Annotated in this window: 20 protein-coding genes and 2 pseudogenes; 6 read left to right on the top strand and 16 right to left on the bottom strand. The window is 45.1% G+C overall.

The genetic code is table 11. The features are described 5' to 3' along the window. The 4 genes and pseudogenes from L2730_RS05065 to L2730_RS05050 all read right to left on the bottom strand — a co-directional run. A pseudogene (locus tag L2730_RS05065) lies at positions 1–73 on the bottom strand (transposase); the annotation flags it as partial. An 80-nt stretch (positions 74–153) separates the two neighbouring features. Continuing rightward, positions 154–270, bottom strand: a pseudogene (locus L2730_RS05060) (alpha-amylase family glycosyl hydrolase); the annotation flags it as partial. 482 nt (positions 271–752) lie between these two features. Beyond that, positions 753–1,118 (bottom strand): DP-EP family protein, encoded by a 366-nt coding sequence (locus L2730_RS05055; RefSeq protein WP_248973577.1) that lies wholly within the window; start codon positions 1,116–1,118, stop codon positions 753–755. 48 nt (positions 1,119–1,166) lie between these two features. Continuing rightward, positions 1,167–4,415 carry an nSTAND1 domain-containing NTPase gene (locus L2730_RS05050; RefSeq protein WP_248973576.1) on the bottom strand — a complete coding sequence of 1,083 codons (3,249 nt, stop codon included), beginning with the start codon at positions 4,413–4,415 and terminating at the stop codon, positions 1,167–1,169. 382 nt (positions 4,416–4,797) lie between these two features. On the opposite strand from L2730_RS05050, the gene L2730_RS05045 reads away from it, so the two are divergent. After that, positions 4,798–5,118, top strand: a complete 321-nt coding sequence (locus L2730_RS05045) for a hypothetical protein (RefSeq protein WP_248973575.1) — start codon at positions 4,798–4,800, stop codon at positions 5,116–5,118. Positions 5,119–5,190: 72 nt separating this feature from the next. On the opposite strand, the gene L2730_RS05040 is transcribed toward L2730_RS05045, so the two are convergent. The 8 genes from L2730_RS05040 to L2730_RS05005 all read right to left on the bottom strand — a co-directional run bounded on the left by L2730_RS05040 (position 5,191) and on the right by L2730_RS05005 (position 13,752). Further along, positions 5,191–5,400: a TOBE domain-containing protein gene (locus L2730_RS05040; protein WP_248973574.1), complete on the bottom strand. Its 210-nt coding sequence runs from the start codon at positions 5,398–5,400 to the stop codon at positions 5,191–5,193. 33 nt (positions 5,401–5,433) lie between these two features. Beyond that, the gene (locus L2730_RS05035; RefSeq protein WP_248973573.1) at positions 5,434–5,664 is read right to left on the bottom strand and encodes a hypothetical protein; all 231 of its coding nucleotides are present in this window, start codon (positions 5,662–5,664) and stop codon (positions 5,434–5,436) included. Positions 5,665–6,043: 379 nt separating this feature from the next. Then, complete coding sequence (locus tag L2730_RS05030) at positions 6,044–7,147, bottom strand: FAD-dependent monooxygenase (RefSeq protein WP_248973572.1); 1,104 nt, start codon at positions 7,145–7,147, stop codon at positions 6,044–6,046. A 3-nt stretch (positions 7,148–7,150) separates the two neighbouring features. After that, a complete protein-coding gene (locus L2730_RS05025) occupies positions 7,151–9,274 on the bottom strand; it encodes a LodA/GoxA family CTQ-dependent oxidase (RefSeq protein WP_248973571.1) in 2,124 nt (707 codons plus the stop codon). A gap of 2 nt (positions 9,275–9,276) precedes the next feature. Beyond that, positions 9,277–10,425: a ferritin-like domain-containing protein gene (locus L2730_RS05020; protein WP_248973570.1), complete on the bottom strand. Its 1,149-nt coding sequence runs from the start codon at positions 10,423–10,425 to the stop codon at positions 9,277–9,279. Between the two features lie 80 nt (positions 10,426–10,505). Continuing rightward, positions 10,506–10,679: a hypothetical protein gene (locus L2730_RS05015; RefSeq protein ID WP_248973569.1), complete on the bottom strand. Its 174-nt coding sequence runs from the start codon at positions 10,677–10,679 to the stop codon at positions 10,506–10,508. 292 nt (positions 10,680–10,971) lie between these two features. After that, entirely contained in the window at positions 10,972–12,141 is a 1,170-nt protein-coding gene (locus L2730_RS05010) for an MFS transporter (RefSeq protein WP_248973568.1), read from the bottom strand. Between the two features lie 573 nt (positions 12,142–12,714). After that, entirely contained in the window at positions 12,715–13,752 is a 1,038-nt protein-coding gene (locus L2730_RS05005; RefSeq protein WP_428848432.1) for a class I SAM-dependent rRNA methyltransferase, read from the bottom strand. A gap of 183 nt (positions 13,753–13,935) precedes the next feature. On the opposite strand from L2730_RS05005, the gene L2730_RS05000 reads away from it, so the two are divergent. Then, positions 13,936–14,511, top strand: coding sequence for an esterase/lipase family protein (locus L2730_RS05000; RefSeq protein ID WP_248973567.1), 576 nt, complete (start codon positions 13,936–13,938; stop codon positions 14,509–14,511). Between the two features lie 10 nt (positions 14,512–14,521). On the opposite strand, the gene L2730_RS04995 is transcribed toward L2730_RS05000, so the two are convergent. After that, positions 14,522–15,094, bottom strand: a complete 573-nt coding sequence (locus L2730_RS04995) for a GAF domain-containing protein (RefSeq protein WP_248973566.1) — start codon at positions 15,092–15,094, stop codon at positions 14,522–14,524. A gap of 131 nt (positions 15,095–15,225) precedes the next feature. Further along, positions 15,226–16,176, bottom strand: coding sequence for a helix-turn-helix domain-containing protein (locus tag L2730_RS04990; protein WP_248973565.1), 951 nt, complete (start codon positions 16,174–16,176; stop codon positions 15,226–15,228). A gap of 202 nt (positions 16,177–16,378) precedes the next feature. Here L2730_RS04990 and L2730_RS04985 point away from each other — a divergent pair, with 202 nt between their 5' ends. Beyond that, the gene (locus L2730_RS04985; protein WP_248973564.1) at positions 16,379–17,302 is read left to right on the top strand and encodes a YMGG-like glycine zipper-containing protein; all 924 of its coding nucleotides are present in this window, start codon (positions 16,379–16,381) and stop codon (positions 17,300–17,302) included. 69 nt (positions 17,303–17,371) lie between these two features. On the opposite strand, the gene L2730_RS04980 is transcribed toward L2730_RS04985, so the two are convergent. Both L2730_RS04980 and L2730_RS04975 read right to left on the bottom strand, forming a co-directional pair. Then, a complete protein-coding gene (locus L2730_RS04980; protein WP_248973563.1) occupies positions 17,372–18,721 on the bottom strand; it encodes a sensor histidine kinase in 1,350 nt (449 codons plus the stop codon). After that, positions 18,715–19,404 carry a response regulator transcription factor gene (locus tag L2730_RS04975; RefSeq protein ID WP_248973562.1) on the bottom strand — a complete coding sequence of 230 codons (690 nt, stop codon included), beginning with the start codon at positions 19,402–19,404 and terminating at the stop codon, positions 18,715–18,717. The genes L2730_RS04980 and L2730_RS04975 overlap by 7 nt, the downstream gene beginning before the upstream one ends. A gap of 129 nt (positions 19,405–19,533) precedes the next feature. On the opposite strand from L2730_RS04975, the gene L2730_RS04970 reads away from it, so the two are divergent. The 3 genes from L2730_RS04970 to L2730_RS04960 are packed head-to-tail and all read left to right on the top strand — an operon-like array spanning position 19,534 to position 22,408. After that, a complete protein-coding gene (locus L2730_RS04970; RefSeq protein ID WP_248973561.1) occupies positions 19,534–20,580 on the top strand; it encodes a glycosyltransferase family 2 protein in 1,047 nt (348 codons plus the stop codon). Continuing rightward, a complete protein-coding gene (locus tag L2730_RS04965; protein ID WP_248973560.1) occupies positions 20,580–21,986 on the top strand; it encodes an ArnT family glycosyltransferase in 1,407 nt (468 codons plus the stop codon). The genes L2730_RS04970 and L2730_RS04965 overlap by 1 nt, the downstream gene beginning before the upstream one ends. Next, a complete protein-coding gene (locus L2730_RS04960) occupies positions 21,968–22,408 on the top strand; it encodes a GtrA family protein (RefSeq protein ID WP_248973559.1) in 441 nt (146 codons plus the stop codon). Before L2730_RS04965 ends, L2730_RS04960 begins: the two co-directional genes overlap by 19 nt. The last annotated feature ends 43 nt before the right edge of the window (positions 22,409–22,451 follow it).

The raw sequence follows: 22,451 nt of genomic DNA, 5'->3' as shown, positions 1-22,451 counted from the left end.
TAACACAACGATTAATGATGTGATAAAACGGCGTGGTATCCGGGTCGATGAGGGTTCTTCGTGCAGAGGTCATAGGGTTCACCAAAGTGACAACGGGTAACTCAAGGTAGGCTGAAGCTTAGTAGAGAGAGATGAGAAAGCAAAAGATATGGCTGTCCTGTCTTTCGTCTTTTCTTCACCACATAAGTAAGCTCTTCTAACACAACGATTAATGATGTGATAAAACGGCGTGGTATCCGGGTCGATGAGGGTTCTTCGTGCAGAGGTCATAGGGTTCACCAAAGTGACAACGGGTAACTCAAGGTAGGTTGAAGCTTAGTAGAGAGAGATGAGAAAGCAAAAGATATGGCTGTCCTGTGTTTTTGTGTTTTGAAAGTCCTTTTTAATTTAGTGGGTTATCCATGCAGCAACAAAAAGTAGCAACAAAAAGATGAGGCGAAAGCGCCTCATCTTTGGTTAGTGACAGGAATCATTAAGAGATATGGCTGTCCTGTCTTTTATCTGTCTTTTACTGTCTTTTAGTAATGCAGCATCAAAAAGATGAGGCGAAAGCGCCTCATCTTTGGTTAGTGGCAGGAGCCATCAAAAGATATGGCTGTCCTGTGTTTTTTTTCTTTTGAAAGTCCTTTTTAATTTAGTGGGTTATCCATGCAGCAACAAAAAGTAGCAACAAAAAGATGAGGCGAAAGCGCCTCATCTTTGGTTAGTGTCAGGAGCCATTAAAAGATATGGCTGTCCTGTTCTTGCTGGGTTTAATCTTGGCCGCGATTAACAACTTGTGGATCTGGGCTAGAAATTAGTAAGTTGCTTCCAATGGAAGATAGTATGAAGCGAAAACCTGTTTTTCCTGGCGTTTTATCTAAATCTAGCAATTGTAATTCCAATCCGTTTTCCGAAACATTGACGTTATCGATTACATTGTCAAATGGCGTATCAAACGCTGCTCCGATAAACTTAAGTTCTTTTCCTGTTTGATCTACTAGTAAATAACGAATAATTTCAGATTCATTAGCTACGACACTTCCTGTCACAGGCAAACCATTTTGAGTATAATTAAAATCAGGCACATTATTTTTTAGTGTTACTGTTAATGTGAAATCTACAGTGCTTTTTGGCATATTAACTTCCTTTGTTGTTGGTTACGTAAGCGCTTTAATTGGTTTGATTTATAGTTGATTCAGTATTATTCCGGAATCCTGCAAATCTTTCACTAAATCAGGTTGAGTTTTTAATTCGTTTAGGCAGGCTAATGCTCGAGCATAGATAATGGTATATCTTGGACTTTTGTTTATAGCAACTATTCTTTTATTTCGATCTCTTGCTTGCCGACAAAGTTGCAGTGCTAGTTGACTGTTGCCATTTTTTCTTTCGAGTTTTGCTTGTAATAGCTCAATACTAGATAGCTTACCTAGATATACTCTGTTTTCTGGTTGATTTAAAATGATTTTTTCAAAAAATCGCATTGCTAATATTGTCTCTTCCATGCTTTTTTTATAGGAGCCTTTTTTAAAATAATAGGTGGCACTAGCAAAATGATATTTTGCCCATATAAGCTCAAATTTCTTGGGGTCCATTATAAAGTATTCAGCCTTTAGTCTTTTTACGACACTAGAAGGCCTAAGTTCTTTTGATAAATGATTTGGTTTTCTAGCATAAATCCACATAAGGAAGTTAGAATAATATTGCTGTGCTTTAAGAACATCATTTTTGGGATCATGGTTCAGGGCTTTCGTTATTGCTATATAGCTAAGCTCTGCTTGAATTAGCGCTTCCTCGTGGTGGCCGATAAAATGAAATATGCTGGCTAGTGAATGATTACTGCCGGCTAATCTATCCAGCATATAGGGCGTAATCGTTGTGTTATTCTTTGACTGTAATTGAATTTCTTTGTGTATTGCTATAGAGGCATGAATATCTCCCTGTGCCAGGACTGCACGAGCCAACCACGATCTCGTATCTACTACATCAGCTATTAATTGAGAGTTACTTGGATCACTCTTAAGTGCTTGAAGCTTTAATTCTAATGACGCCTCAAACGCACTGCGAGCAGTACTAAAGTCTTGTTGTTCTAACGAAACCGACCCCAACGAATTCTGCGCATAAGAAAGCTCCATGAGTGCATCGTTATCCTCTGGCGCAATATCAAACATGGTCTGACTATAGGCAAGATACTTTTCAAACCACACTCTTGCCGCATCCCAGTCGCTTTTGTCGTAATCGAGCTGGCCTATCCAAAAGGCGTTGGCACCGAGGGTTTTGAGCAGCTCTAAATTGTGCGGTTGTTTTTCTAGCAACGTGGTGAGCTTGTTGCGGGCAGCATGAAAAGCGCTATTGGCTTCATCTAATTTATTACGTGAGTAGGCGACTTCGCCCATGGCCTCAAGGGTTTGCGCGTGTTGGAAGTTCGCTTCAAAACCTAAGTCATTGTTGAGCTGAGCGTCGTCACTAAAGTATTCTAACGCCTTGTTACTGATGCCATCGAGCAGGTCCATACGACCGATGCCGCGCATCTTGTCGGCGAAATCCCCCACCATAAAGCCGAGTAGGTTTTCGGCCGCTAAACGCTTTTGTTGCGCCACGTTTTCTGCTTGGTTACTTTTAATGCTCATAATGACCGACACCACTGACAAAACACACAGGGTGGCAATCGTCATACGCTTCACCCAGCGCTTGCTGCGCTGTTGTTTACTTGATGCGGTAATAAGCTCACGCTCTTGCGGCTCGATGGTAAACAAGGGGTTTTGTTGCAGTGCTAAAGCTTCTTTTAACGGTTTGCCGTCGGCGAGCAGATAGGCACTATTTTTGTGCTCTTTGCGCCAGCGCTTGGCAAGATGAAAGAGGCGGCTTTTTATCTGCAGGTCGCTAAGGTGCGCTTCTATCCATTTGGTGGCACGTGGCCAACGCCTTAATAGTGCTTCGTGGGCGATACTGAAACAGGGCTCATTATTTTGCAGGTGTGAGACAAACAAGCGACTGTCGACCATGGCCTGTACTAACGCGGTTTCTGACTCGGTTTTTAACTGCGACCAGCGTGCGGTGCGGCTGGTAATTGAGGTTTCATCTTCACGCAAGGTGACCAGTAAAGATAAAACCTGCGGTAGACTGGCCTTTTGCGGTTCAGTTAAGGCGTTAATGGCGTCTTCGGCGTTTTTGCCAATTGCGCCCTCAATGCCGCCAAGCTCTTGATAGACCGACAGTAATAATTGGTTTTCGCTACTGCGGCGTAGATACAAGGCTTGCAGCATAAACTGCAGCATCGGCAGGGCGTCGGGGTTACTGGCGGCTTCACTGCAGATGATTTCGTCCAGCGGCATGGCAGTGTCAGGATCGCTGTCCCAGGTTAAGTTAGCCGCAATAGCTGGCAGACGGATCATCTGCAGCAGTTCGCTACGCGACGGTGGCGCTAAGTCAAAATGGGCGCCGCGACTCTTGCCCGCCATTAGCGTGGGGTAATTCACCAGCAATGGGTAAAACTCATTACGACAAGCACTGAGCACCAGTAGTGTGCCTGAGGTGGATAGATGTTCGATGAGTTCGACAAACTGATGGCGCTCATCATCAATAAACAGTGGTGATGAGAGTAAGATCTCCAACCGATCGATAAACAGGGCAAAGTGGGTGAAGCCGCTGGTTTGATTTTTCAGTGCTTGCTGGCACAGCTGAATAATGCTGTTGGGCTCGGCTTGTATGGCGCTGGCTAAGGTGTCGGCACTGTAGCCATCAAACACCGGAAGATCGTTAAGCTCCCAGTCGAGCATGGTACTGGCAAGCTCAATAAATAGCTGTGAGGCGGCAACATCGGCAAAGTCTAGTTCGCTATAAGATGCCACTTTAATACTGTTGTAGCCAGCTGATGTCATTAAATTTGGCATCACGCCGGCGTTAATGAGTGATGATTTACCGCTGCCACTGGGGCCGAGGGTAAGGCAAAAAGCGCGGCCATATTTTATTTGTTGGCTGACTCTATCGAGTAGCACGCTGACCTGTTTGCCGCGACCAAAGAATACGTCGGCATAATTGGCTGAGTATGCCTGCAGACCAGGAAATGGCGAGCCACTTTGCCAGCTTTGGCTATCGGCGACCTCTTCTTGGCCAATGGGGAAACGCACTTCTGCAAGGGTGCGGTAACCGCGTTTGCGAATGGTTTCAATAAAAATAGGCGAGGTGGCACTGTCGCCAAGGGCACGACGGATCTGATTGATGATTTTATGTAGTGGATTGTCGCCCACATCGGTATTGGGCCAGCAATGGTGCACGATGTCGTCGCTACTTAACACTTCACCAGCACGCTGACAAAGTAGGTTAAGTACATCCATGGCTTTAGGTTCTAACTGCTTAAGCTGTTTACCATTTCTTAGGCTATTGGCACTCGGATCGACTTGCCATTCACCGAAGAAAAAAGTGCTATCACTCATAGTTTCATTCCATTGGCCCTATAGGGTGGTGCAAATGACCTAGGGTAAGGTTATTCCTGCTGTATCTACCCCAAAAAATAGTCAAAAAAAATTCACAAATCAGGTGGTTAAACACTAAGTAGATAATGATTATGGCATCGTTTTTAGTGTAGTTAAAGTGTGAATGTTGTTAATTTGTTGTTTATTTTTAATGTTGTTGTGAAGTGCACTTTTGATGACGTTTTTGGTTGGAGCTTAAGTTAGCTTGTGGCTAATAGTGATTATGTATTTTTTCAAAAAAGCTCAATTTTATTGGCTTGAGGAGTTAGTAGGTCTTTACTTTTTGGTTGATTTGTTCGATGTTTAACCTGTTGGGGTTTGCTTTTCGTCAGTGGAGGACAAAATGTCAGTATTATCTTTGGGCTTTGTGGTGCTGTTTATAGGCATTGCTTTTATGGGGCTGCCTGAGCTTAATCGTACGCTTAAGCAGCATGATCGGCAGCAATGGGACAGCTTACTGGGGTCGCAAGGTCGTTTTATGGCTTCTTTTGATAGGCTGACGCTATTTTTCTGGACGCTTGGGCGTGGCTTCGAAATCTCAGACAATATCGATATTCAGTACGCCGGTCATCAAGCTTTTAAACAAGCAACCCGAGTGAAATATACTATTTTATTGGGCACTTCTTTGATTATTATTGGCTTTATTATCTCGCTATTTGGCTGAGTAAAGCCGCTGTTACTATTGCAACCGCGGCTTTGCTGGCCAAACCTAGATAACCAAACTTAGATGACTTGGTTAATCTACAGCAACCATCACATTGCTTGCCTTGATAATGGCATACGCATCACCACCAACCACTAGGCCAAGTTGTTGGCAAGATTTTTTAGTCACAACAGACGTGATCTCAACGCCTGGTGCCAATTCAATAACGACTTCGTTATTAACTGAATCTTCGTCGATAGATTTGATTTTGCCGTTTAGGTTGATACCAACTACGTTAAGCATGAAGTCAATTCAGAAACACTCAAGCTTTTCAATTCAATGCGTATTGGCGACAGAATGGCGTTCCCTTGTGAGCCAATGCAAAGCAGAAGTGGAACGCTTGAGGGTTTCCCGTAGGGTGGGTTTCAAAGCGCAGTATGCTGCGGCGGAAACTCTTGATATAGCATAACTATTAGCAGCGATCTTCCGGCTTGCCTTCTGCGCTTTCAATTCCCACTGAATCAACAAATACTTAATGTATTTGGTATCCAGTGCGCTGATTTTCATGGAATAGTTCCCTTAATGTATGAGGGCGAAAGTATACGTGCGTAGTATGCTATCTATCTAATTTTAAAGTTAAATTGTTACATTTGTTTGAAGTAAGTCGCAGATGCTTGATAAAAGTTGGCGGCTGTTGAGCTTTCGAGCTTAGTTTTTGTTCTAATTCTAATTCTAATTCTAATTCTAAGGCAAGGCTTGAGCGATGATGCTTAGCGAGCTAAGTGAAAAGTCCGTAACGCATTGATAAGCGCCATGATAGAAGCATTGAAACGAACCCGAAGGGCTGTGCTTAATATAAAGACAGCGCAATGACTGCGCGGTCTTTGGCTATTTATTCAACGGCAGAGTGCTCGACTGATCCGGTTGTAGCTTATGTGGTATTTGATCATTGCAGTGGAGTTTGCCTCTTCTGCCAAAACTCGCTTTCAGGCCAGCGCTGTTCTTGATTATAGAAGTAAGCCTTTTGCTCAAGGTAGTTGATAAAGCTGTGGGCTAGGTTATTGCGATATTGATTGATCTCCAGTGTGTTATTTCTGAGCCAAGCTTCAATTGCGGTTGCGGCATCTATGCCATTTTTAAGTGCTTTGTAGATCCCTTGCGAGCTAATAGGATCGAAGCTTGACGCAGAGTCGCCAACGGTTAGCCAGCACTGGTCGGCAGGGGGATCCATTATGGCGGACTGGGCAACCCAAGTGTGCAGGTTGCTTGGGGAAGCCTGACCTGCAATAGGGCTAATATGTTGGGTGAGTTGCAGCGCGTGCTGCCAAGCATTAATGCTTTTGAGCTGTTTTTGCTTGATAACCTCGGCGTCGCTGGCAACGGTGACGATGACCTTATCATTGGGTAGGTGCGCTAAATACCACCAACCATAATCAACAGCTTCTAGCAGGGTCATCTGCTGGTAACTCTGTTTAGTGATGATGTCGCTAGCCTCGAAGTAGCCACTCACTGCCACCAGTTGATCTTCGACTCGTACTTTAGCGTTGAATTGTCGGGCGACTTTAGCGCTGCGACCTGTGGCATCAACAATAAAACGGCATCTAATTTGAGCCTTATTACGTAGAGTCACTTTAATCGGATAGGGGTGTTGCTCTTGGGTTAAGCTAGCAAAATGGGTGTTTTTCAGCAGTGCACCGCCCTGTTTTTCGACCTGCATGGCGAGAAACCTGTCGAATGCGCTGCGGTTTAAATGCCAGCCGTTGCCTTGTGGGTTAAACAGGTAGTCGTTATAGCCGAGTTGATCGCTGCCCCAGCTTGAGTAACTCCCTAAACAGGGGGCATGTTTTTGTGCGCTAAAGGCGCTCCAGATCCCTAGTTTATCGAAGAGTTCACGGCTATTGGGTGGGATGCTCTCGCCAATTCGAGGGGCTGTGTAATCACTGCCCTCGATGACAAGCGTATTGTTAACCCCAAGGTTGTGCAACGCAATCGCTGTTGCACAACCTGCCGGGCCCCCTCCGACGATGATGACGTCATAGAGTGGTTTCATCGCTTACCTCTTTTTGTTGATGGCGGTTTCGTTGCCAGCAATCATCGGCCAAGGAGTGGGTTGCTTCAGTTCTGGGGTTTTACCTTCGAGTTTACTTTCCACTTCTAAATAAACATCGTCGGGGTAGCACTCGCCATCATCAATTATGCTGGCTTGCACTATCACCCCAATATCATTCCACTTTTCAAGCATCTCGCTGTACTGCCAGAAGCGGCCTGCATTGGCTAAGTTGCCACTGTCTGTTGGGCTGTTTTCGCCAGGAACTGTGCCACTGCCTCTGACCGAATAACGCTGTGGTGGCAGACCATGACGGTCTTTTGCTATCTGCGAGTCTTTATAGTCTTGGGCGGTATAAACCGTCACTGGACGCTGGGCTGGCCATGACCAATAGAGGGTTTGTGAATCTTGTGTATTGGGGGAGGTTTGGTGAATGGCGCAGGAGTTATAATCTGCATGCCAAGGCAGCGCCATAAACTTGGTGGCATCTCCAGGTTCTAGTCCTAGATGTTCAACATCTTCATGGCGAGGGATCCAGCCGAGGGTCAGCAACGGGGCTCTATAGCCAAGAGTTTGGTTGCTGACAGCAGCGTAATCGAGTGTTTTGTGGTGAATTCGAAAGGGGCCAGCGCCTTGTTGCCATTGATTGACATACATGCTGGGCTCGCGGATCACCCAAGTCATATCAATACCGGGGCTAAAGCGGCCGCCAAGGCAGTTTTGCAGCGTGGCTCGGTCGAGGTATTCCCCCGCGCCAAGGGGGTTATCGGTACTCTTTTTATATTGGTGATTAGACCAACAGTGTAGAGCATGGTATTGACTCACTGTTGGGCTGAGAAACGGTTTACCGCCTGCAGGACTTGAATCGCCAAGTGCCAAAGGCATTAGCGGCGCGCCAACGTCGATAGATTGTGAGCGCCAGCTTGCTTGTTTCCCGGCGTTGGGTTGACGAATGTAGGCAAGGCCCGCCAAGATGGTTTCATCTGGATTGTCGTCGGCGCTGATACTGTCGACACTGTTATGGGCGTCAATGGCAAAACTGGGCAGATAGGCATTCCACAATTGCTGCGCTGTGGCTCTGAAGATAGGCTTAATGTGGTCGTCGAAAGCCGGCTGATAGTTAGGGTTAAACTGACCGTTACTGAAGATGGCTGGATCTAAATCTAACTCTCGTAAAAATAGATCATATGCTTCGTCAAACAGTGACACCACATTGAGGGTTTGCGGCGCATAGCTTGGGTCTGTCACCACCACCCAGCCACCAAAGACTGTGGCAGTTGTGCCATCGTCAAACTGCACGGTGGCATTGACTGGGCCGTCAGAGGTGTCGTCAAACCATTGGTCATTATTGACCGGGTTATTGATCTGTACTTTATCCTTTGCATCTAGCTTCCAAGCGTTACTTTTACCATAACCGCCTGCAACAATAAGCCGACCGCAGCTATCCGTTTCCATCTCTCCTAAGCTATCGATACGCCCTTGAGGCGTTTCTAGTTGCTCAAAGTGCATATATGGGAAGGACTGTGGATAGTCGGGCAGCTGTTGGATTTCAGCGTTTTTTTCGATAGATGCGATGTGGTTAGGGCTAAATTCTACTTTGCCATTACAGCCTTTCAGCACCCGCGGGCCGGCATCAATAATTAGCTTTTTGAGTCGCTCACCATTGTATGGGTCTAGACCCTCTCGCAGGTTTCTCAAGGTCGGCGTGGCACCGTTGTCGTAGGCGACGGCGCCGTGGTCATCGTCATTGGCAAACCAGCTGCATTTTTTGTTGGCTAAATGGACACTCCAAACAATGTCGACGACCTTCTTGCCATCGATAACACTGCCTATCTTAATCTCTTCGCCATTTGCAGCGGGGTACTTTTCAACCTCTTCTTCAGGGTAGGCAAAAATACGAAAGCGTGCCGCTTGGCGTTTAAAGGCACCACAGGCATCACGGAACTCTGAGCTTTTGATGATGGTATTTTCAGTGCCAGGACGAATAGGTAAACCGCCAGTTGTAGGATCGCAGGGCTTACCGGGTTGCGGCATTGCGGCAATGGATTCTGGTGCAAGATAGTACTCACTGCTATTGCCCACGCGAGCAATACCAATAGCTGGATGAATTTTAAAAATAGACTGGCTCATGATTATTGCTCCGTTTGGCTTTGTGAAGTAGAGAATACAGGGACGACTCCGTTTTCCCAGCAGGCGGCTATTGCTGCGCCGACTTTATACATGGTGGTGCCAAACTCGGCGCCAGCCTCATGCTGTACCTGCTCGACACTGATGCCATTCTCTTTGGCCAACTGTTGTTGATAAATAGGGTTAAACACAATATTCATTAGCTGTAGGAAATGACCAAAATGGCTAACGAGGATCTGCTGGTTTTGAAGTCCTCTAGGGCTGCCAAAGTTTAACGGAAAGGTCTCTGGCAGTGTTTGTTTACGCAGGTAAGTAAACTTTTGGAAGTGATCCCAATAGGGCTGAATATCGTCGACATGGTTTTGATACTCAGGTGATAGCTGCTCTTGTTGGTAATCTTCAAAACGTTGCTCAATGGGGACGTCTCGATTGATTTTCTCATCGGGCCAAGCTGCGCCTTCGCCTTGGTCGACAATTAAATCGATTAACCCATTCACTTGCGTGAGTCCTTCGCAGCCGTCTTTGCTTACTGTTAGCGAGCTAACTTGTGGGTAGGTCGACTGGAAATGAGCCACTTGGTTAACATTGGCGCTGATACAATCTTTGAGTATCGCGGCGCCAACTCTAATAGCGTTATAGATCTCCCCTATAGAGGCGTATTCATCGCTTTTAGGGTTTAATGTCGCCGGGCTTAGCTCACCGGGGCATTCGATGATGCACATGGTGTTGATGCGCTCGACATCCATCGGGCCTATTTGAGTGCTGTAAGGGCTGAAGACTTTTGTGGGTTGGTTGGGGTTTTCGGTAAAGTCTAGGTGTGGAACCTCTTTGCCATAGTGGGGGGCGGTAATGTGCAGATCAACACCGTAGGCGTTAGCGATATTGGCTGCACACTGCATATGCAGCATCTCTTGATTGACCACTGAACGCACGAGTCGCCTTGCTTCAGATGCTTGGTCGATGACGGAGTACATTGCCGACATATAAAATGGAATGGTATAGAGTTCGACGTCGACGGCCCATTGTAAATGCTCCCGCAGAGCCTCAATGGTCCACAGGTTTTTATTCATAATCCTTTTGGGATGCACGATGTCGTGGCTGGTTAGCAGTTCTTGCTGCGTTCTCATCCCGAGAAATTGTTTAATACTCATCATGTATTTCCTTTTGGTGCGCTGCATAAATTAGGTGGTTTACCCCATTGCTAAAGGGTTGTTGAGTGTCTACGTGCAGTTTTTTACTCAGCGGCAATATCTACTTGGCCAACTTTATCGTGGTGTTTGGCTGTTACCTCAGCCGTTGCAGCATATGCACTGGCCATAGCTATTGCTGCTGAAATAAAGATCACGAGTTGTTTTTTTAAGTAATGCTTAGACGTTATTTGCTGTAGATGTGTTTGCTTTACTTGCATGACAGTGACTCCTTGTCGTCAATTAACATCCGTTGTTAACTGGATTGCTCATTTACACTCGGTACAGAGACTAGGTTAGATCGCAACGGCTAACCTTTCGGTAATCTTCTTTTTAGTTAAGTGCTTACTAATGGTGAGTTTTTATTTTGAATTTCGCATTGCCGCTAAGGATAATGGCGGAATCGCAAAGTGGTTTTAGCTATCTTCGATTGGGGGAATGACTTCAATAGGGAGTTAAAATCGATAAGAGTATTTTTTTGAATACTCTTATCAATGTTGGGGTATTCGCTACTTAACCTATGGCAGGCGTTTGGCCGCTATGGGTTTTGTGCAAACTTTTTAACAGCATATAGATAGAAGTTGTCGTCAGTACAAAGCCCAAATACAAAATCAATGAATGGGCTGAGCGGTTACTGTGCTCAGCAATTACAGGTCCAAATACGGAGCCGACGCTATAACTAAGCAGCATTAACTCTGTGGCCGCGACTATCTTTTCTACCCCTATCGTTTCGCAAGCTAGCGTGATTGCTATGGGGTATAGGGCAAAGCAACTGGCGCCTAGAATAAAATAGCTCATGCTGATTATCAGTATTGATTTGCCGTCTAATACTCCCACAATACCTATGGTTCCAAGTAAGCAAAACAGTGCCATCAGTAAGCTTTTACTGACTCTTACCGATAAAAAGCTCACCAAAGGCTGAATGAGCATACCGCCGATAATAATCACAGCCATTAGAAATGCTGTTTTATCGGTACTGGCAAGTTGGGTATTAATGTAGCTTGGCATCAAACCATATATAGGCCCGAGTAACATACCAGACACTAAACAACCTATGATGGCTGGAGTGCTTATTCTGCGTGCTTCTTTCAGCCCTATTTTTTGATGCTGCAACTGTAAAGGTTGTCCTGTTTTAACCAGCAGTGGCGGCAGTACGGCAATGAGCAAAAGCCCGATGACACAAAAGAATGGGGTTAAGCCGTTAATGCCAATAGAACCAATTGCAAGCTGTCCCAAGGCGCTGCCGCCATAAAGAGACATCATATATAAACCTAATCGCTTGGCTCTTTGTTTAGCACTGTCGGCCATGAGTAGCCAAGACTCCACCACGACAAATACTCCCGCAACTGCTATGCCTGCAATGAATCGCGCTGCTAACCATACCCACGCAACGGGAAGCATGAGCATCAACAATATGGTTGCTATCAACAAAGATAGAAATAAGATAAGTGCCAAGCGATGGCCGCTGTTAGTGATAACAGACTGTACACCCAAAGTACCTACTAGTATGCCTAAGTAGAAGATACTGGCTAGCCAAGCTGTAAGCGAATTGTCCATATTAAACGATGTTAAGGACAAGGGGATAAGGCTCATGAGGAAGCCGGAAGCTATTGCGAAAAAAGCTAACCCTGTCACTGGGGTGAAGGTGCTGTTTTTTGCAGTTAAAAAGGCAGATTTATCCACCTTGTACTCCTGAATGTATATGCTTTTGCATGTTTGGTGTTAGAGGCTGTTGAACTTTCGAGCTTAGTTTTTGTTCGGTTCTTTACCGTAGTAGAAGCATTGAATCGAACCCAAAGGGCCGCGTTTCTTGGCTATTTTTACTGTGTTGTAGACTATTTGTGGAGAATAACTAAACGGCATAGCCTCCGCCTTGTCAAAATAGCCAATAAACTGCGGCAAAAATAACCGTGAAAGATCAACAGCCCCTAAATATTGGGAAGCGGATTTTAGGCCTTTTTTTGATAAAGTAAAGATTATTTTTTGAACATTGTTGGTTTGTCATTGCTAAAGCTTATTTGGGTTGGTTAGTTTGTTGTTTTAATGGGGTTTAATTGCTTTTGTTTTCTATTTTTTTGGGGTGGGAGGAGTTGTTTTTTAAGGCTTGTTGAAGTTAGTTGTTTGAGGACGGTATTGCGAAGAAAAACATGTTTGATTGTTATGGTTTATCTATTTTTAGCACTATATATTATAAAGTGGCAATAAATGGCAGGTTTTATTGCCATTTATTGCTGTTGTAGACGCTTATGTTAGTGGCTAGCTTAAGGTCAATGCCACTATTTTTAGTGGATGGTTGCCATCAAACGAAGGGAAGTCTTCATGGCAATCAAGCCATGTATGCTTGGTGACTTGGCGACCTTGTTTTTCGACGCAGCGAACTAAACTGTCAAACCAAGCTTGGCGATCCACTTTAGCGACATTGTTACAACACACTATTGTGCCTTTGGCTTTGGTGGTGAGCAGTGCCGGCTTAAACAAGCTCTGGTAGTCATTAATCAGATCGACGATACCAAATGGGCTTTTGGCGTATCTTGGTGGATCTAAAAAGACTAAATCAAACTGGGTGGCAGCCAGTTTTGGGTAGGCGGGCAGCTTTTGATTTCTGCGCCCTCCCACTTTTAACCCTGCCAGTTGCCTAAGTGCTGGGAAGGCATCGCTTTGCACAAACTCACATACCTCTTCAACATGGTTGAGCTTGGCATTTTTCTTACCTGCAGCCAGTGCAAATGAGGAAAAGTCGATATTTACCACTCGAGATGCACCGCCTACCGCTGCTGCAGTACCAATACCACAGGTATAAGAGAACAGATTCAGTACGCTGCGACCTTCACTGTGCGCTTTTACGTACTCGCGGCCAACTCGCATATCCAAAAACAGCAGGGGATCTTGGCCTTCATGCCGCAGTTTACTGCTAAACAAAATACCATTTTCGTGCATTACTTGCGCGCTAGTTGCAAAGGCTTCACTCTCGTCGCTCAAGCGGTTAAGTACGCGAGAGTTTTTGTTAGAGCGATCGTTATAAATAATCGGTAGTTGCGCTTGTTGAATGAGTAGCTCAGAGACTTGAGCTAGCTCGTCCTCGGTCAATGCTTGATGAAAGCTTTGGATCAACCAAGCGTCGCCGTAACGATCGATGTTGAGGCCGTTAACACCTTCGACAGTGCCGTGAAAAATGCGATAACAATCGGTGTCATTTTGCTGTGCTGCGGCGAAAAATTCAGTTCGATTGCTAATTGCTGCAGTCAAAGCTTGTGATACAGACAAAGAGGTGGGGTTCGATTGGCTTGTCGACATAAATACTGGGCTCATTTGAAATATAGGCAGATGGGACGAGTTAATAGTAGCAAAATTAATGTAATAAATATCGCTGAGGCTTATGTATTACAGGTTTTGCAACGCCTTAGTGTTTTTGCCAAAGTATATTGTGTGTTTTTGCTGCTAGAGTATAAGTGGAGACAACCCTAAAAGGAGTTTTTTGTGAAGATAGTATTAGTGCATGGCATTTTTAATACTGGGCATGTGATGCGCTGGATGCAGCATCAACTTACTAAAGCGGGTCATGAATGTTTTTCTCCCACCATCGGGCCATTTGATGGGCGCTTAGGAATTGAGCATGCGGCCGAAAACTTAAAGCTGCAGATAAACAAGCAGTTTGGGGCGAGCGGGGAGTTGGTACTGATTGGTTTTAGTATGGGCGGCATAGTTGGTCGCTACTATTTACAATTATTGGGCGGGGCGAGCAGAGTGAGTCAGTTCTTTAGCTTATCAACGCCTCACGCAGGTAGTATTTGGGCTTACCTGCCATATCCGTCTAAAGGGGTTAGGCAGCTGCGACCTAAAAGTGAATTGCTAGGTAAACTCAATGCTACTGTAAGCAACCTTGAAGGTGTTGTGTTGTATTCCTATCGCACCCCGATAGATCTCACTATTGTGCCTAGCGTCAGTTCCGTTTGGGCGGTGGCAGAGAATAAGTCATTTTGGATTGTGCTGCACCTTAGCGTGATTTTTAGTCGTAAAATCGTTAATGAAATCAATGGTAATTTGCTACGCTGACATTGTTTGCTTAAACAGAGCGTCGATGTTCTATTGGGCTCACGGTTTCAGAATTGTGGTTATCATTTTGCAAATTTTTACTTAAGCGGCCACTTTTTTCAGCTAACAGTGCTTGTTGATAAGCATGTTTAAGATCGGCTTCGATATTTGACTTAAACCGAGTGAGCAGTTGTTTCGTCGGGTTATCAAACTGAGTGGGTTGTGAGTCTAACATACAGATGGTGCCAAATATGTCGCCGTTGGGCCAACAGATCGGTAAGCCTAAGTAAGCAATTAAACCGAGCTTAATATCTGGGTTTTTATCCCAATTAGGATCTTGAGTAGCATCGTTAACAACTAGCTCTTTCTTACCTGTTATTACCGCTTCGCAATATAAGCCAATACCTAAGCGCTCTCGATCTCTCGCTTTAAAGGGATTGTTGGGGGTGTTGCTGGCAATAAATACTTCTATCTCTCTTGGGTAGGCTCGCATAACTAATGTGGCGGGGATACGAGATATTTCAGAGACCAAATTGACCATCTCTTGCCATCTTTCACAGATCTCGTGGTGAATGTCGATCCCTTGTGTATCGAGAGCAATCATATCTATATTCCTTTTTGCAGATAATAGGCGCGATTCCGTGCAACCCTAATAAATAGTTAAGTTGGTTTCTGGCCAAAATCAACTTAGATTTCAGAAATCGGTAATAAAAAGGCTGCTTTAGCTGTTGTTGATTATTTGCTGTTACGAATGAGATTAAGGAATAGTGGGCTGGCTATTAGCACCTGGCGTTGCAGATTGAAAGAAACATAGCTGCGACGCTTGCCTTGGTATTTTGCACCGTCTAAGCGTTCTGTTAATGCTTCACCTGTATGGACCACTACTCCACCGAGAAAATCCATTAGCTTAATGCCAATGTCTGAGCGCGCTTTATAACCAAAAGAGGTGTTCTGTGGATCTTCAACCAAGGTAAATAATAGTTGTGCGACGAAGTCTTCTGAAACATGGGCTCCGCCAAGATAGGTACTTAGCATGTATAGGCAACCAGGTTGTTCACCGGTAATGAGGTGTGCAGCTGTTAGCTCATTGTCTTGGAGTTTACCGAAAAGCAGTTGATCAAAAGTCTCTTGGCTGACTTTGACCATAAAAATGTGGCCTGCGAGCAATCCATTAACCAGATAAAAAGAGACCTCGGTTGAGTCGACATCAGCTAATGATTTAATGAAGTCTTGACTCCATTGCTCTCGACTATGACTGAGATTAGTGTGATAGTTGGCTATCCAGCCATACATTTGTGGTGCCTCATCGGCGCGCTTACACAGTTTGTCGAAGCTAACGTTTTCGGGTGAAATATAGGGGTGAGCTCCCATCACATGGTTGTACTTGAACTGTTGATCTAACATTTTGTTGAATGCGTCGAGCGAGGGTAACTGTTTGAGCTCAAAGGCGGGATCACATAATAGTGTATGAGGTTTGTCGCCAAAGTACTCCATAAGCGCAACCTGTCTACGCAAATTAGGACTGACCTTTGCTCGCTCCCAGCGACTGATTGTTAAAGAGTCTAGATCGGCAAACAGTTCATGATAATCAATCAAATCATAGGCTAATGCTTCTTGAGACAAGGCTTTCTGAGCACGTCGCTGGGTAATGTAATCTGCAATGCCTGCAAATTTGTCTGATTTCATGCTGACCCCTTTGTCTTTCTCGATAAATACCAATACCGAACAATCTGATCTCAACTAGGCATTCGGATATTTTTTTTTCATCGCCATGCCCTAATGCCGCTTTTTGATTACTGGTTTAATAGTCACCAATACGTTACCACTTCCCCTTAAGTTAGCAGCATTTTTGGAATAGGGGGACACATATTCTTATGAGGTTAAATTTATGTCTAACAACACTATTTTCTCAAATACGCAATCTGCACTGTTAGTGTCTTCAACTACTGCGACTAACAAAACCTTTATCAACGGAGCGTCTAGCACTATGAGCACAGTAAACAAGTATTCAAAAGTAATTCTAACCACGTTATGCCTGAGCATGCTAACAGCTTGTGCAAGCAGCGAAGGCATAGATGATGATGGACGTGACAGTAATCGTGGCCTTAAAACTGGCGCAGCAGGTGGCGCCATTTTAGGACTCGCTATGGGCGCAGTTGCAGGGGATGCTAGCCTTGCATTAAAAGGAGCAGCAGTTGGCGCTGCGGCGGGTGGTGTTGCCGGTGCGAGTGCAGATTACGCCAATGATAGAGAAGATCACCGCAACGAGAATGCTAGCAAGAACATTAATATAAACGGTTTGTCTGGAGCACAAGTGGGCGGAGCAGCTGCGCCTGCAACCGCTGCGCAGAACTGGGATCGCTTAGACACTTTTAGCGGACAATGGCAGGTGAATATCTGGGCATTGGATAGCAAAGGCGAGCGCGTAGAAGCGACTGGTGTTGCTCAAGGTGGATTGAGTAAAACGACTGCGGCCACGTTATCGGTAGAGAACTTAAAGGTGTCAGGCGTAAACCAAGACCTAAATGGGCAGGTTGAACTGTCATATACGCCAGCGCAGGGCTATCAATTGCAAACGGATTTTAATGGCAACAGTAAGCTTAGCTTTTCGGGAGAGTTCCAACCGCAGCTGCAACGTTATAATTACTACCCAGTCGGTGCAAACGGACAAACCTTTTCTGGAAATGAGCGTAGCCAAATGCGTCTAGAGCTTAGGTTTGCAGGGCAAGATGTATTTTTGGTCGACAGCTACGCGGTGGTTGATGGTAAAGAGGTGCAAATCCAGTCATACCGCTTTACCCGTCAAAGCTAGGTCAATAGAAAAAGTGCCCATCGATTATCGATTGGCACTTAGTTGTTTCCTAATCTGGAAGCCAGAACGTTAGCTATCTGCTTGGGGGAGGGTTAATCGAGCACAGCAGCCAGTCGGTTTGGTATCGGACAAACTGAATTGCCATTGATAGCGCTGGCAAAGACTATCAACAATCAATAAGCCTAGCCCATGTCCATGCCCATTGGCACTATCATGTTCTGATGCTGATAGTCCGCGCCCGTTGTCGGTAATAATAATTTCATCGCTATTGACTGAGATAGTTATCTCTCCAGAGTCACTGGCGTTTATAGCATTGCCGATGAGATTGCTTAGCAACATCCGTAATACGGCAGGGGTTGGCTTGATGGCTGGTGCTTGCTTAAAATCAACCGATAGTCTTACACCCTTACTACTTGCTAATGCCTTTAGTGGTTGCGTGATACTTTCAATTTCTGCTTGCTGTAACGTTCTAAGTGCTGCGCTGCTGGTGGCATTTTCCTGTTTGACTAAATTGAGCAATGCATCGATGGTATGTTGCATGTCGAGTGCTGCACGTTGAATGCGACTGCGTTGGCGGGCTTGAAACTCTGCAGCATCATTTTGTTCCTGCAGTTTTGCCGCACCACTGATGACAGTTAAAGGGGTTCTTAACTCATGGCTGGCATAGCGGGCAAAGGCCTGCTCCTGCTTAATCATCATCTCATTTTGCTGGCGATAATGATTTAAGCTATCGGCAAGTTCAGTAAATTCAGTGGCCGATTGTTCCGATACGGTAAATTTTTTGCTCGATTCGGGCGACTTTAATTGCTTACTTAATTGCTCGACAGGATTGACTAACCGACAGCTAAGTTTATGAATAACAAAGCCGAATAAGATAAATAATACCCCGATAAAACACAGTATAAATAGCTTGATGAGATGCCATTCTCGATCGCTAAGCTCTACACTTTCCGTGGGGGTTATTAGGAATAGCGGCGTTAGTTTGCCATCGAGAATGAACTCTCCGCGGTATAGGAAGATCTCTTTAGGGGCGATACCTTCTGCTTTCGTAGCCGTATAAACGATCCAGTCATGAAGGATGCCAGTCGATTCATTATTGATTACTTCACCATTAAAACCGACAGGAAAATTTGCTAAATTGCCGTATTTTTCTGGAATTAGTTCTGGGGAATAGAAAGCTTGAGTATGTAGCCCAATATTAAGGGGTTGTTTGGCACCTTGCTGAAATAGGCTGATGGCATAAGGAGCGCTAGTTTTAAGCTCTTGCTGATTAACTGCATCCTCGATCCACTGCATTAAACCAAACATTGATAGATAGAGTGATAAGCCAATCACTATCGCGAGACCGCTGAAATACCATAACAGTTTGTGAGGTAAGCTTGAGGCGGTTGAGACTCGGTGCAACAGTTTATTTAGCAAAGTACCTCTCCCTGTTGTAAGCGGAAACCCACTTTAGGAACAGTCGCTAACATAGGGTACTTAAAGGGTTTGTCGAGTTGATTACGCAGTTGGTACATATGGCTACGTAAAATGTCGTTGTTGGGTGGTGATTGTCCCCATAACTCTTCGATTATCTGCTCTCGCTTGACGACATTGGGTGCATGTTTCATTAGCAATAGTAATATTTGGTAGGTCGTTGGTGTCAGTGCTAACTGCATCTGCTGACGATAGGCTTGATGTTGAGCAATATTAATTTCAACATCACCAAATCTGAGCACCCCTTGTGCCACCTGACCACGATGACGCTTTATCAGCGCTTTTACCCGAGCATCAACCACATCCAAATCGAAGGGTTTGCCTAAATAGTCATCGGCGCCGCAATCAAAACCGGTGAGAAGATCCGCTTTATTATCGAGTGCAGTTAACATCAAAATTGGGGTACTACAGCCAAGTGAACGTAGTGCCTTACATAGGCTGAGCCCATCAAGCTTTGGTAACATTAGATCTAATATTATGGCGTCAAAATCAAATGCTTGTGCCAATGATAAACCCAGTTCACCATTATCTGCGAAATCAAGCTCTGCACCTTGAGCCTCGAAGTAATCTCCAAGAATGCCTGCGACATCTATATTGTCTTCGATAATGAGTAGTTTAAGTGTCATGGCAATTAATCAATGGTTCTGTTCAATACTGGTTACTTTAGCACTTTTTTTGTCGAAAAAATGTCAATGACATTTTCTTCACCTTACTACTGGCATGCTACTTAAAAATCATATTGATTAGAGGCTCGCATGACATACGCTCGCGTGAATGACGGCAATCGCACTGAAGTGTGTTTGTCAGTGATAGTACCGCTGTTTAATGAGTCGCAAATGATTGCGCCGCTTTTATCCCGGCTTACAGCTGTATTAGCGGAGCTTGATGAGAGCAGTGAAATTGTATTTGTTGATGACGGCAGTAGTGATGATTCTTGGTCACAGGTAAGTCAGTTGCCGTTAGCAAATAATGAATACCAATGTATAAAACTGAGCCGAAACTTTGGTAAAGAGGCGGCGATGTCAGCAGGTATTGAGCATGCTCGTGGGCTAGCAGTGATCATGTTGGATGCCGATCTTCAAGACCCGCCGGAACAGATCCCATTAATGCTCGAGCAGTGGCGAGCAGGTTACGATATCGTCAATATGAAACGCCGTAAAAGGTTGGGCGAAACTTGGTTTAAACGATTTTCAGCAAGCTGTTTCTACCGCCTCATGAACTGGGTGTCGGACTCTCCAGTGCCGGAGAATGTGGGTGATTTTCGTTTAATGAGCCGTCAGGTAGTGGACAGCATTAGAGCCTTACCTGAGCGGAACCGATTTATGAAAGGACTATTTAGCTGGCCAGGATTTTCGCAAACGACCTTGGAGTTTGACCGCGACCCTCGCTTTGTTGGAGAAACAAAATGGAATTACGGCAAGCTATTTGGCTTGGCGATGGATGGCATCACCTCTTTTAGTTTTAAGCCGCTGCGGATTGCCACATGGTGCGGTGTTATTACTGCCTTTAGTGCCTTTGCTTATGGTGGTTGGGTGGTCAGTAAGACATTGATCTACGGTGAGACTGTAGCGGGTTATCCTTCGATGATGGTGGTGCAGCTAGGTCTCGCTGGTATTCAGTTGTTAGCACTGGGCTTAATTGGTGAGTATTTAGGACGAGTGTTTGTTGAGGTAAAGCAGCGACCACTTTACTTGATTGAAGAGGTGGCTTACAGCCAATCGCTGTCACAAGTCAAACCTGATCGAGCTTCCACTACAGCGAACGTTGCCAAAAGTAATGTCAGTTATTTGGAGGCGAAGTAATGCAAGCGTTGAGCACTGGGCAGAAAAGTCTGGTTGTATTGTTGTTGGTGGTATTAACCCGATTACTGCTGTTGCCTCTTTATCCGCTAATGGATACCACTGAAGCTCGTTATGGTGAAATGGCGCGCTTAATGGTTGAGACGGGAAATTGGGTTACCCCTTTGTTTGATTACAATGTGCCGTTTTGGGGAAAACCACCATTACATACTTGGATGAGCGCGGCCTCAATCGTTGTGTTGGGAGTGTCAGAATTTGCGGTGCGTTTTCCCCATTGGATAGCGGCAATGTTGACCTTAGTCGTGGTAGCGACTTTCGCTAAGCAGCAGCGACTGCCAGTTTTACCATCGTTGATTATCTTAGCGTCTACTGCTGTATTTATTGTCAGCGCAGGTGCAGTCATGACTGACATGGCGTTAACGTTAGGTCTGACCATGGCGATGGTGGGCTTTTATTTATGCTGGCAAGGCGAGCTGCGTTGGGGCTATTTTGGCTTTGTGGGGCTGGCCATTGGTTTACTTGCTAAAGGGCCGGTGGCGCTGGTGATTTTTGCAATTGGTACTGGGTTGTGGCTACTGTGGCAATATGGAGTTTTCAGACCTTGGAAATTACTATGGCAACGTATTCCACTGGTCTCTGGATTACTATTAATGCTGACCATTGCGCTGCCCTGGTATATTTTGGCTGAAAATGCGACGCCTGGATTTTTGAACTACTTTATTGTGGGTGAGCATTGGTCAAGGTTTGTCGATAGTGGCTGGCAGGGAGATCTTTACGGTAGTGCTCACGATCAAACCCGTGGCACCATTTGGTTTTATTTCATTGGCGCTGCGCTACCTTGGTCAGCATTTTTACCGCAAGCCCTGTATAAAATCTATGTTGAAGCACCTAAACACACTGAGCAAGGATGTGACAGCAACGACAGTGCGCTTGCCAGTTACCTAATCTGTTGGATGATAGCACCTATGGTGTTGTTCACGCTTGCTGGTAATATCTTGCCTGCCTATGTATTACCCGGGATCCCAGCTTTAGCACTTGTGATAACCTTTGCTTGGCGTGGCGCTCAAGTCCCGCATTTGCATAAGGTCGCTATAGCCATTGCGGTTTTATTAATGATAGCGGTTGCGATCATCCACTTCGGTTCAGCAAAAGACAAGAGTGAGCGCTGGTTGCTACTGCAACGAGCGGAATCTCTGCCTACTTACTACCTAAATAAGCAACCTTTCTCTGCTCGATTTTATAGTGCAGGTCAGGCTAAAAAGATCACCGCTTTGGCTGAGATAGCAGCGAGCGAAAGTCGATATTATTTGGTGGTGCAAAATTCGAAAATTGAGAATCGTTTTGAAGGTTGCACAAGCGTCGCCAATAACAAAGACCGAGGCTTATTGCTTTGTCAGCGCAATCATTAAAGTATCTGCAGCAAATATGGCAATCCCATCAGCAAAAGGGGCGATTCCTGCTGGTGGGGGCAGCGGTATTTGTTGCGGATGCTGCGATGTTCTATCTGTTCTTTGAGTTATTTCATTTGCAAGTTTTAGCAGCAAGAGTGGCGGCGTTTTCTATTGCTGTGTTGCTGTCGTGGTGGTGCAATCGTTGTTGGACTTTTCATGAACGAAAACAAGCAGCGAAAACTAAACAGTTGTTGATGTTCATTACCGTATCAAGTGTCGCTGCGATTGCTAATCTGAGTGCCTTTTATTTGGTCACGCTGCTTTTAGGGAAGACTTGGTTGGATCTTAGTTTAGCGTTTAGTGTTGGTGTGTTGGTGGGGTTAATGCTTAATTGGTTTGGTGCTAATTTATGGACATTTAAAGTCGTTAAAGATGAATAATCCGCTAAAAAGGCTGCTATGTGTTACAAACTGTTAAATTTGC

Origin of the sequence: Shewanella kaireitica (assembly GCF_023284045.1) — a bacterium.
GTDB classification, from domain to species: domain Bacteria; phylum Pseudomonadota; class Gammaproteobacteria; order Enterobacterales; family Shewanellaceae; genus Shewanella; species Shewanella kaireitica.
The sequence above is the reverse complement of the archived record's forward strand: the minus strand, read 5'-3'. Positions and strand labels throughout refer to the sequence as shown.